Raw genomic sequence first — 11,859 nt, forward strand, 5'->3', positions numbered from 1 at the left:
GAAACAGATGCATACCCCGAAGTACTTCCCGCTCCTGTTAGTTGGGACGCTCGTACTGACGGTGCTATGCATCGTGGCATCCCTTGCCTTCGGCTCTCGAACAGTCGGGTGGAATGAACTGCTGGACGGTTTATTCCGTCCGGCTGTTCAGTCGTATGAGGCAGACATTGTCCGGGAGCGGGTCGTCCGGACAATTTTCAGTTTTATGTGTGGCGCAGCACTCGGTGTGGCGGGTGCACTCATGCAGTCGGTGACGCGTAACCCAATCGCTGACCCGAGTATTCTTGGGGTCAACACGGGAGCAGCGCTCGCCGTCGTCATCGGTATCGCATTCTTCAACATCGCGACGGCGAGTGCGTTCATCTGGTTTGCGCTCGTCGGGGCGCTATTGACGGCCATTTTCGTTTTCGGCATCGGTTCACTCGGAAGGGGAGGGGCGACCCCGCTCAAACTCGTCTTGGCGGGAGCGGCGACAAGTGCAGCATTATCGTCGCTCGTCATGGCTCTTATGATTCCACGCTCAAACGTCATGGACCAGTTCCGCTTTTGGCAAGTAGGGAGTGTCGGTGCGGGAAATCTGGATTCGATTTATACATTTTTACCGTTTCTTCTAATCGGTCTCGTGATTGCGGTAGTGACCGCACCTTCCTTGAACGCACTTGCGCTCGGGGAGGAGATGGCGAAGAGTCTTGGTGTTCGGACGGGGACATTGAAGTTGACCGCCTCGTTCGCAGGCGTGATTCTGTGTGGGGCTGCGACTGCACTCGCTGGACCGATTGGGTTTATCGGACTTCTCGCCCCACATTTGATTCGACTCGTGCTCGGTCCTGACCAACGCTACCTCATGCCGATGTCTGCCTTAGCAGGTGCCATCATCTTGACCTTCTCGGATGTCATGGGACGTTTGCTTGGAAGTCCGGGTGAACTTGAGGTCGGGATTGTGACGGCGTTCATCGGGGCACCGATCTTGATTCTATTGACAATGAAAGTGAAAGTAAGAGGACTATGATGCAACCAGCGATTGAACAAATCAGACAAGGTCGCATGAAGCGACGCCGTCGCTATGTCGGGATGACGCTTCTTTTGACCATCATAGCGGTAGCATTGAGCGGGTTGATGCTCATGTTGGGCAATACGATTTATCCGGTTCAGGATGTCATCCGCGTCTTGCTCGGGGAAGACGTAAAAGGGGCGACGTTCGCCGTTGAAGTATTGCGTCTACCACGTATGCTCGCTGGTGTCTTTGCCGGTGCAGCATTTGGTGCCGCGGGAACGATTTTCCAAACGATGCTTCGAAATCCGCTTGCCAATCCAAATGTCATTGGGATCACAACGGGGTCCAGTGCGGCGGCTGTCTTCTGTATCGTCGTCCTACAATCGAGTGAAGCGATAATCTCGATCGCTTCGATTATCGGTGGGCTCGTCACCGTGCTGGTCATCTATTTTCTATCCAAAGGGGCGGCTTTCTCCATCGGTCGTTTGGTGTTAGTTGGAATTGGGATTCAAGCGATGCTAACAGCCGTCATCAATTATCTATTGCTCATCAGCCGACAAAACGATGTCGCGATGGCGATGCGGTGGTTGACAGGAAGTTTAAATGGGGCGAAACTTGAGGAGTTGCCACCTTTAATCATCACGGTACTCATCTGTTTACCGATTGTACTGTTACTCACCCGTCAGCTTGAAATGCTCGAGCTCGGAGAAATGGCGGCGACAGGGCTTGGCATCAACACGAACCAGACCAGACTTCTACTCATTGTGGCGGCAGTATTCATGCTCGCCCTTGCAACAGCGACAACGGGACCGATTGCGTTTATTGCCTTCTTAGCAGGGCCGATTGCCAAACGGCTCGTCGGAACGAGCCACGCGGGAATCTTGCCGGCAGCGCTTGTCGGAATCATTTTAGTACTAGCGGCCGACCTTGTCGGACAATTCGCCTTCACGGCACGCTATCCGGTCGGTGTCATCACCGGCATCATCGGCGCGCCTTATCTCTTATACTTGTTGATCCGGATGAACCAGAAAGGGGACTTCTAAATGGCATCCATTATGAAAGTGGAACATCTCACCTCAGGATACGAGGACAAGATGATTTTAAACGATATCAGCCTTGAAATTCCGAGCAATCAAATTAGCATCATCATCGGTGCGAACGGTTGCGGGAAGTCGACACTTCTGAAGACGATGGCACGCCTCATCAAACCGACTGCCGGTCAAGTGACGCTTTACGATAAGCCGATTTCGAAAATGGCACCGAAAAAGCTAGCGCGTGTCCTCGGGATGTTGCCACAGTCCCCGGTCGTACCGGAAGGGATCACGGTCGCCGATCTTGTCGGTCGTGGTCGTTACCCGCATCAATCGTTCTTAAAGGGCTGGACGAAAGCCGATTACGAAGCTGTCGCCGAGGCGATGGAGATGATGAACATCACGGAGTTCGCGGATCGTCCCATTGACGAGTTGTCAGGCGGGCAGCGCCAACGCGTCTGGATTGCGATGGCACTGGCTCAACAGACGGACGTGCTCTTTTTAGACGAGCCGACGACGTATCTTGATATCACGTATCAGGTCGAGATTCTCGATTTGTTGACGGACTTGAATCGAAAGTACGGGACGACAATTGTCATGGTGTTGCACGATATCAACTTATCGGCACGTTATGCGGACTACATTTTCGCGCTCGACAAAGGGAAGTTGATCGCCGAAGGGAAGCCATCGAACGTCATCACGTGTGATTTGATCCATCGTGTCTTCAACCTCCGCTGTTCGGTCATGTGTGACCCGGTATCCGGTTCACCTTCCGTTATTCCGATTGGGCGTCATCACGTGCAGACTGAAACGGAAGAGGCGGCTGTCGCGCAGCTTGAATTGGTGTGACCACGTATAGAGAGTCAAGAAGGGGCGAGCGCTCCTTCTTTTTTTGTTTATCCATGAAAGCGTTTGTAAAAAGTCATTGACTTCTCTTTGAGGCGGGTGTATGCTATAAATCCTGCCCAAAATGAGAGGCACGGGGACTGGCATCAGTTCATTCGATATTCGAGAGGAATGACTTAAGATGAACCAACAACAATTAGTCGAGCGCGCACGCCAATTGAAAGACAATGCGTATTCACCATATTCGAAGTTCCGCGTCGGTGCGGCACTTCTCATGAAAGACGGTACGGTCATCGACGGCGTCAACGTCGAGAACGTCTCGTTCGGAGCAACGAACTGTGCGGAGCGTACGGCCATCTTCACAGCGGTCGCTCAAGGATACAAAAAAGGTGACTTCGAAGCGGTTGCCGTGTCTGGGGACACGGAAGACTTCTTGCCACCATGTAGCATCTGCCGCCAAGTCATGGTCGAGTTCGGCGATCCTGACTTCAAAGTACTCCTCACGAACGGCAACGCCGATGTGAAAGAAGTGACGCTTGGAGAACTTGTCCCGCTCGCGTTCACTGATTTGGATATGTGATGTTGAACCCCCTCAGATTCCTGAGGGGTTTTCTTATCCAAAAAAGCGAAAAAATAATCGCGGAATGGCTTGAACAACATAAAGGAGCAGTTCTGAAAAATCGAGGGCTGCAATCCCATACGACCATCCTTCTTCCTCGCGGGAAGTGACTACTTTTCCACGCATAGGTCGCAATCGACCTTTCCATTGAATCGGGAGGGCGGTCGCGCTGTCCACATCCGGGTGATTCATGACACGCATATGCAAGCGTGGCTCAGGCGTAATTCCGGAGCGCCCACAGCGCCCAATCAACTGTTTGGTTTTGACCGTATCTCCCACATTCACGGCAATGGAACCATTCTCAAGATGGGCGAGAAGGCAATATTCATCGTTCGCATGTTGAATGATGACGTGATTACCGAATGGATGATCAGCATCTAGTTCGTCTGACAACCCATCCACGACTTGATGAATCGTCCCGTGTAATGGAGCAATCACTCGTTCCCCAAACGCATACGAGCCGTCCATCCCGATTTTTCTACGATTGTAAGGTTGTTGCTCTTGTGTTTTCAAAAAGTCATAACCATCACGCTTTTTTCGGGTTGGATCATGATGATAAGTTCCGAGGGTTGTCCCTTCGGAGACGACGAACCACTCTTCTTTGAATGGGAGATGGTATTTGTTTTTCGTGAAAGGATTAGTCTCCTTTGAAGAGGATGTGACAGTCATCTGAATGGATGCGATCTCATTCGCGTGATTGAATTGGACGTACAATAACTTTTCTTTTCGAGAATCCGACCATAATACATACCGATTCCCGTTCAACACCATTTCATTGAGCAGGCGATAGCGCCGAATGCCGTGATGGAAAGCGGACGCCTGCCGATGAAAGGCATCCATGGAATACTGAGATTTGAATGAGTCGCTCGTCTGATGATAAATGTCATCGAACTGACCCGATTTGAATAGTTGGATGAACTGTTTGTACGCGTGACGCATATCTATACCGCCTTTGTTGAGTGTTGGTTATTATACGGACGAAAATTTATAAATGTGTCGTGATCATCACCAAAAATTACATATATCGCTGCATCAAGCGTTCCGCATGCTCCTTCATCATCTCCCGCAATGCGCTTGGCGCTTTGACCTCCACTTCCGCTCCGGCTTTCAATAGCTGCCTCGATAAAAATGACAGCTCTTCTTTCGGAACTTCCCACTCATTCAATTCATCGATATCGGGTAATACATCTTCAAGCAAACGGCGACCGAGTGGGGTGAGGTCGAGTCGAACGGTCACACCGTTTCGTTCATCACTTGTCTGCAATACGCTCATCAAATCCTCGGACTCAAACGGTTCCTCAAGCACGTGGACCGCCTCGATGCGATCAATCCGATATTGCCGAAGCCCCAGTTCGGAGAGCCCGAAAACGTACCACTTCAAATCAAGGAGTGCCATACCGACTGGTGCAACGGTGAACGTGCGTTGCCCGTTCATCGTCCGATAGGTCATCTTCATCTTGTTTCGACGTTCGACCGCCTGATAGATTTCTTTCGTGAACGGCGCTTTGGGAATTTGTTTGTTCCCGAGCCACAGGATGTTTCGCTCCAATCGGCTAATCTTCTCTGCGAGGTCGTGCGGCAACTCGTTCACATACCAGTCGGACAATGTACTTCGTATATCCCCAAATGGCACGTCAGGGATGTGTTCCATCCATTTGAGCGTGAGATAGAGCGCAACGGCTTCTTGTTCCCGGAGATGGAGCGGGGGCAATAAACGATTCGGCAACATCTCATATCCTCCGCCGATTCCAGGTACGCTCCAAATCGGATAACCGAGCTCTTCGAGCGATAGCATGTCCCGTTGAATCGTCCGGATGGAGGCGCCTGTCTCCTGAGCCAGTTCTTCAGCCGTGAAGCGTCGTCCATGATTGAGTAGCCGAATCAATTGTAAATGTCTTTTTCTCATTCGAATCATTCCCGTCATCTTTTGTCGTGTTTATTGATTAAACTGAATGTATCACGAATCAAGGAGGAAAACAGGATGCCGAATGTAGTGTTATATATTGCGATGAGTTTAGACGGAAAGATTGCTCGGTCAAACGACCAACTCGATTGGTTATTCGCTGTCGAGGGGGATGGGGACAACGGCTATGCTGAATTTTTCAAGACCGTTGGTGCTGTCATCATGGGACGGAAGACGTATGAGGAAGTGTTGAAGTTAGAAGAGGGAATGTATCCATACAAAGACATCCCGAACTACATTTTGACACGTCAGGCTAACCGTGAGGCCGAGCATGTCACATTCACGGACGAACCAATCAAAGAACTCATCAATCGGTTAAAGCAAGAAGTTGATCAAGATATTTGGCTCATCGGTGGTGGGGAAGTCATCAAAGCCGCGATGGAGCATGACTTGATTGATCGTTATGAGATTGCGATTGCGCCGGTCGTGTTAGGAGAGGGAATCCCTCTTTTCCCAGAAGGTACTAAAGAGACGAAACTTCGACTGACGAGTCACCACGCCTCCGGTCAATTTGTGATGGTGACATATGAACGATAAGTGAGCATCGAGTCCACATGTGGACTCGATTTTTTTATAATAAGGAAAAATATTCATTTTGTAGAATTTTTTACACCTTAGCATGTTAGTTGATGATGGAAATTGGATATATGTAGAGAGTGGAAGTGACATGACAAATGTGAAGGGGACCAACTAATGTTCATGAGTCTAATCGCCAATTCGTGTATTTCTTTTACTGGCATCTATTTCATCTCGAAGATCATGAACTATCATACGAGACATGTGCACATCCAAAAATTCATCATCGGTGTGCTCTCGGGATGTTTCGGGATTTTTCTAATCACGCAAAGTATTGAATTTGAGAATGCGGTAAAAATTGATTTTCGTTTTCTCGTCCTCCTTTTACTCGGGTTTTATCGTTTGGTCTCTCCGTTGTTTATCGCAGCTACAATCATGTCGATTCACCGATTCAGCTACGGTATCGACTTTTACTCGATTGTGGCATGTGTCGCCCTCTTTACGATGGTGATCGGGACGATCCTGACATATCGAATCGTCTGGCTACAGAAGCGGCTTTTCCAATTCGGTCTTACGTTGAACGTGTGGACATGTTTAGTTGCAGCAATGGGGATTCTTGTCGGAGGCGGTTTTACGGAACGTGCTCTCGATGTCGCGTTGTTGGTTACAATGATCAGTTTCCCAATCGGATTGTTGATCACCATGCTGAATATTGATCTATATCTCATCCATCACCGTGTGAGAGAGTATAAAGTTTCAGCGGAAACCGACCATTTGACGGGTCTGGCAAACCGTCGAGCATGGGAGATGCAGATGAAAAAGTTCAAAGGACAATATACGACATGTAATGTATTGATTTTAGATATTGACCACTTCAAACAAATCAACGATCAATATGGTCATGCGAACGGCGACGAGGTATTGAAACAATTTGCAGAACTCTTGCACCGAGAAACAAGGAATCAAGACATTAAAGCACGGATCGGTGGAGAAGAATTTGGTATTTTGATTCCAATGCTTTCTCAGAGCGAGGTGGTCAACGTAGCGGAGCGGATTAGACACAGCATATCGAAACATGAGTTCAAGCTACTCGATCAACAAAAAATTCAGTTATCCGTTTCGATTGGGATTGCGAACGGAAAGAGCGAGAATCTACGTGAGATGATTCGTCTGGCAGATGATTGTTTATATCAGGCGAAAAATAGTGGTAGAAATCGTACACATGTGACGGAAACTATAGTTGGATAAACAAAGCGTGTCGGTCATCCCGATACGCTTTTGGATTGTATAAAAACTGCAGACCATTAAGATGATCTGCAGTCATGGGGTCGCTCGTTCGCTTAAATGCGGTTCCCACACATCGGAAAAGTTGTGAACCGGGTGGGCACCTTCTAAGGTCCGGAATTCATAATCTCGTTCTTTCGCATAACGGATGATTGTATCAAGTGCTTTCGGTGTCATCGAGTGATCGTGCGCCAAAATGATGGAAGCAATATTCGCCGTACGATTCGCTTCGAGGAGGTCGAATACGCGTTGTTCGACGCGTGCATTGTCTTTCTTATATACATGGTCGAGACTGCCGACGTTCCAATCCCATATTTCAAAACCGGCATCGGTCATCGCCTGCCAGTGTGCGGGTGTCATGCCGGCGTCGCTCCCGTAAATCGTCCGGGCCATGTTCGTATGAATGCCTGTCACTTCATAGATAAGTGCTTGTACTTCCTGCATCTGACGTACGGCCGTCAACGGTGTTTCATAAAATTCATCCCGTTCGTGCCGCATCCCGTGTAAGGCAATCAGGTGACCTTCCGCAATCATGCGATGAAGCAGATGCTCATTTCCTTCGATATTCTTCCCGAGGATGAAGAAGGTTGCCTTCACTTGATGTTTCTTCAAGACATCGAGTAGCTTTCCCGTTTTCCAGTTCGGTCCATCATCGAGCGTCAAATAGATAAGACTCGGGTCGTTATAGGCCTTCGGATCCGGGATCGCAGCCTGAGACAAAGACCCAATCAATAGAAAGATCGACATGAGTAAAAGAACGCGTTTCATCATTCAATTCAAAACTCCCTCAAATCAAAACCAAGTGACATGTGATACATACTTTACCATATGTCCGAGACATCGAGACGATAAATTTGTTCGTCAAGTTCTGTCGCGAAAAAGGTGAATTTCAATTTCTTCAATAGCGCGATCGATGCCGTGTTCGTCCCATGCACACCGGCTTTGAACTCTTTCGCTCCTTGACCAGTCAAGTGACGAATCAATCCCGACATCACTTCAAATGCATAGCCTTGACGCGCTCGCGTCGGTACGATGGTGTAGCCAATCCAATAGGTCGTACCTTCTTGCTGAATATAGACATCACCAATCAATTCATCCGTCGCTTTGTCAATGATAGCGAGTTGCGTGCCTTGAAGAAACGATTGTTCACCGAGTAGGACGTTTTCATATTCCTCACGGGTGAGCCCTTTGAATGATTGATGTTTCATCCAGTCCAAGTCATTTCGATAGACCATAAACGATTTGATGTCTCTTGTTTCGAACGGTCGAATGAGGCAACGGGTTGTCGTAATCATGGTTGTCATACCATTCAAACCAACTTCTTTTCTTTTTTGAAAAGACCAATCAATAGTAACGCCAGACCACTCAAGAAAATGATAGGGAAAATAAACCACATGATCAATCCGGCCCATCCGTTCTGTACACTGATTGCGTACGAGAGTCCGATGGAAAACGCTAAGGCTGGTGATATAGGAATCATAAGAGCGATTCCCCATATTCTAAATTTTGTGTTTCGTGCTTCGCCTGTACTGAACCAATACGCCACGAATGCACCTAAACCTGCGATGAGATACCCGATTGCAATCGCCATTCCATCAATCCCTTCTTCGATACGATGATTGTTTGACCTCGTCCTTACTTTCCATGTATATCACGAAAAATCCTGTCATAAATCAAAAAGACCGAGCCCTTCAGGGACTCGGTTTGTCATTATACGTGCTTCCGCTGAAACGCAGAAATCGCTTCATATTCCTCAGATAGGTGACGTGACAGGCGGATGTAGATCGGCAAAAGTTCGCGATACACATTCGTCGCTTCCATGTCCGGTATATGCTCATGGGTCACTTGTGGTACCTCTTGGAACTCCTCGATGTCCCCGAAGGCGTACTCCCCGAGCATGACAGCCCCGAGACATGAACTCTCGTGACTCTCTGGCACGACGACCGGCGTATCGAAGATGTCTGCCATCATCTGACGCCACAAGCTCGATTGGGCAAAACCACCTGTCGCATGGATGCGGTTCGGGGCGCCCGTCAACTCATCGAGTGCGAGCATGACCGTATAGAGGTTAAAGATGACACCTTCCAACACAGCGCGGATGAAATGTTCGCGCTTATGGTGAATGCTGAGCCCGAAAAATGAACCGCGAGCGTTCGAATCCCAAAGTGGAGCCCGTTCACCCATCAAATACGGATGGAACAAGAGTCCGTCCGCACCTGGTTTGACCGTCTCGGCGATTCGCGTCAACACATCGTACGCGTCAATCCCGAGTCGTTTCGCCGTCTCGACCTCGCTTGCTGCGAACTCGTCACGGAGCCAGCGGAGAATGATGCCGCCGTTATTGACTGGTCCACCGATTACCCAATGCTTGTCCGTCAGCGCGTAACAGAAGATGCGACCTTTTGGATCTTCGACCGGTTCCGAGACGACTGTCCGGATGGCGCCACTTGTCCCGATTGTCACGGCGACGACGCCTTGTTCGAAGGCACCGACCCCGAGGTTCGAGAGCACGCCGTCGCTCGCCCCGATGACGAGCGGGAAGTCCCAGCCGAGCGTCTCGGTCACGTCTGGTGTCACATGTAAAATTTCTGTTGTCGGCACGAGTTCAGATAAACGATCTGGTGTCACACCGGCAACCGTCAGTGCTTCCGCATCCCAATCTCGTTGTTTCAAATTGAACAACCCCGTCGCCGAGGCGATGGAGTGGTCGACGACGAAGCGTCCCGTCAACCGATAGAAGACATACTCTTTGATGGAGACGAACTTGGCCGTCTGTTCAAAGACGTCAGGGTGTTCCGTTTTCAACCAGCGCAATTTCGACAGCGGCGCCATCGGGTGGACCGGGGTACCGGTGCGCATATGGAGGGCGCTCGCATCAAAGTCGCGTTTGATTTCTTGCGTAAACGGGTTCGCCCGACTGTCGGCCCAAGTGATGCTGTTCGTGAGCGGACGTCCTGACGCATCAAGTGCGATCAAGCTATGCATCGCCGAACTGAACGATGCGAAGCGAATCGGACCGTCCGCTTTGGCGCGGACCGCCGAGACGGCTTCGAGCACGGCCCCGTAGATGACGACCGGGTTTTGCTCGGCCGTCTCCGTATCGGGCGTGAGAAGCGGATACAACACGTTATGTACCGCCAATTGTTGATGACCGTTGAACAGGACGGCTTTCGTACTCGTCGTCCCGATATCGACCCCAATCGTAAACACACAATCACTTCCTAACTTAGATGATAAACAGGCTAATCAAGAACACGACGGCAAAGCCGGTGAGTCCGATAATCGTTTCCATGATCGTCCATGACTTGAGCGTGTCTTTCACGTCAAGACCGAAGTAACGGTTGACGAGCCAGAAACCTGAATCGTTGACGTGTGAGAGGACGGTCGCCCCTGAGGCGATGGCGATGACAATCAAACCGAGTGCCGCGCCTGTGATGTTTTGGATTTCAAGTAGCGGTGTGATGAGTCCGGCTGCCGTGACCATCGAGACCGTTGCCGACCCTTGGGCGACACGGACGACCGTCGCGATCAAGAAGGCGAGGACGATTGCCGGAAGTGGTGAGCCGGCCATCATTTCACCGAGGACGTCACCGACACCTGAGTCGATGAGGACTTGCTTGAACACTCCACCGGCTCCTGTGACGAGGATGATAATCCCGGCTGGCTCGAGTGCTTTCGTTGCGATCTCTTGTACTTCGTCACGTGAATACCCACGGCGTGTCCCGAGGAAGACGAATGTGAGGAGCGTCGCGATCGTCAAAGCGACAAACGGGTGTCCGAGGAACGTCAAGAAATCACGGACGGCGTTACCTTCATCCAAGAGAACCGCCGAGAGCGTGTTCGCCAAAATCAACACGAGCGGAATCAAGATGAGTGACAAGATCATTTTGAAGCTCGGCAGTTCTTTCGATGTGTCGATTTCTTCAAACTCCATGTAATCCGGAATCGTCACATGAATCTTCTTAGCAATATACTTCCCAAAAACAGGACCGGCTAAAATCATGGCTGGAATCCCGGCGAGGACACCGAACAAGATGACCCAACCAAGGTCAGCGCCAATCAAGTTGGCGACAGCGATCGGACCAGGTGTCGGTGGGATGAAGCTGTGTGTGACCGCGAGACCCGCAAGGAGTGGTATACCGTAGTAGAGAAGCGAGCGTCCCGTCTTTTTGGCGAGACCGTATACGATTGGAACGAGAATGATAAAACCGACATCGAAGAAGACCGGGACGGCGACGATGAATCCGGTAATCCCGAGCGCCCATTGTGCCTTGTCTTCACCGAACTTGCTGACGAGTGTTTGGGCAAGACGTTCCGCGCCACCCGATACTTCAAGCATCTTCCCGAACATCGCGCCAAGACCGACGACGACGGCGACGAAGCCGAGCGTTCCGCCCATCCCGTTTTGGATGGAGGCAATGACATCCCCGAGTGGCATGCCGGCTGCGACCCCGACGATTAAACTGACAAGTAATAACGAAACGAATGCGTGAAGCTTTGTTCGAATGACTAAAAATAAGAGCAAGAAGATCCCGGCTAAGGCGATCAAAATAAGTGTTGAGCCAGACATTGAATATTCCCCCTAAATTCCGAATATGTAACCGTT

Annotated in this window: 13 protein-coding genes; 6 read left to right on the forward strand and 7 right to left on the reverse strand. The window is 50.0% G+C overall.

The features are described from left to right. Positions 1–7: 7 nt before the first annotated feature. The 4 genes from KNO79_RS01770 (at position 8) to KNO79_RS01785 (ending at position 3,451) form a co-directional block, all read left to right on the forward strand. A complete protein-coding gene (locus tag KNO79_RS01770; protein WP_370568609.1) occupies positions 8–1,009 on the forward strand; it encodes a FecCD family ABC transporter permease in 1,002 nt (333 codons plus the stop codon). Continuing rightward, positions 1,006–2,037, forward strand: coding sequence for a FecCD family ABC transporter permease (locus KNO79_RS01775; RefSeq protein ID WP_214690456.1), 1,032 nt, complete (start codon positions 1,006–1,008; stop codon positions 2,035–2,037). Before KNO79_RS01770 ends, KNO79_RS01775 begins: the two co-directional genes overlap by 4 nt. Beyond that, positions 2,038–2,874 (forward strand): ABC transporter ATP-binding protein, encoded by an 837-nt coding sequence (locus tag KNO79_RS01780; RefSeq protein WP_196431233.1) that lies wholly within the window; start codon positions 2,038–2,040, stop codon positions 2,872–2,874. A 178-nt stretch (positions 2,875–3,052) separates the two neighbouring features. Then, positions 3,053–3,451, forward strand: a complete 399-nt coding sequence (locus KNO79_RS01785) for a cytidine deaminase (protein ID WP_074035820.1) — start codon at positions 3,053–3,055, stop codon at positions 3,449–3,451. Between the two features lie 33 nt (positions 3,452–3,484). Here KNO79_RS01785 and KNO79_RS01790 read toward each other — a convergent pair whose 3' ends face one another. Further along, positions 3,485–4,429 (reverse strand): peptidoglycan DD-metalloendopeptidase family protein, encoded by a 945-nt coding sequence (locus KNO79_RS01790; RefSeq protein WP_214690457.1) that lies wholly within the window; start codon positions 4,427–4,429, stop codon positions 3,485–3,487. A gap of 76 nt (positions 4,430–4,505) precedes the next feature. Continuing rightward, entirely contained in the window at positions 4,506–5,396 is an 891-nt protein-coding gene (locus tag KNO79_RS01795) for a helix-turn-helix transcriptional regulator (protein ID WP_214690458.1), read from the reverse strand. Between the two features lie 75 nt (positions 5,397–5,471). Between KNO79_RS01795 and KNO79_RS01800 the strand changes: the two genes are divergently transcribed. Next, positions 5,472–5,990 carry a dihydrofolate reductase family protein gene (locus tag KNO79_RS01800; protein ID WP_159562924.1) on the forward strand — a complete coding sequence of 173 codons (519 nt, stop codon included), beginning with the start codon at positions 5,472–5,474 and terminating at the stop codon, positions 5,988–5,990. 156 nt (positions 5,991–6,146) lie between these two features. Beyond that, complete coding sequence (locus KNO79_RS01805) at positions 6,147–7,217, forward strand: GGDEF domain-containing protein (RefSeq protein WP_196431229.1); 1,071 nt, start codon at positions 6,147–6,149, stop codon at positions 7,215–7,217. Positions 7,218–7,289: 72 nt separating this feature from the next. Here KNO79_RS01805 and KNO79_RS01810 read toward each other — a convergent pair whose 3' ends face one another. The 5 genes from KNO79_RS01810 to KNO79_RS01830 form a co-directional block, all read right to left on the reverse strand. Next, on the reverse strand, positions 7,290–8,024 hold the full coding sequence (locus KNO79_RS01810; protein ID WP_211782289.1) for a polysaccharide deacetylase family protein: 735 nt from the start codon (positions 8,022–8,024) through the stop codon (positions 7,290–7,292). A gap of 50 nt (positions 8,025–8,074) precedes the next feature. After that, positions 8,075–8,548 (reverse strand): GNAT family N-acetyltransferase, encoded by a 474-nt coding sequence (locus KNO79_RS01815; protein ID WP_251125264.1) that lies wholly within the window; start codon positions 8,546–8,548, stop codon positions 8,075–8,077. A 14-nt stretch (positions 8,549–8,562) separates the two neighbouring features. Further along, positions 8,563–8,844: a hypothetical protein gene (locus tag KNO79_RS01820; RefSeq protein WP_196431226.1), complete on the reverse strand. Its 282-nt coding sequence runs from the start codon at positions 8,842–8,844 to the stop codon at positions 8,563–8,565. Between the two features lie 119 nt (positions 8,845–8,963). Beyond that, the gene (gene gntK / locus KNO79_RS01825; protein WP_214690460.1) at positions 8,964–10,463 is read right to left on the reverse strand and encodes a gluconokinase; all 1,500 of its coding nucleotides are present in this window, start codon (positions 10,461–10,463) and stop codon (positions 8,964–8,966) included. A 16-nt stretch (positions 10,464–10,479) separates the two neighbouring features. Beyond that, positions 10,480–11,823: a GntT/GntP/DsdX family permease gene (locus tag KNO79_RS01830; RefSeq protein ID WP_074036021.1), complete on the reverse strand. Its 1,344-nt coding sequence runs from the start codon at positions 11,821–11,823 to the stop codon at positions 10,480–10,482. Between the last annotated feature and the right edge of the window lie 36 nt (positions 11,824–11,859).

It is taken from the genome of Exiguobacterium sp. s43 (assembly GCF_018617255.1).
GTDB classification, from domain to species: Bacteria; Bacillota; Bacilli; order Exiguobacteriales; family Exiguobacteriaceae; genus Exiguobacterium; species Exiguobacterium profundum.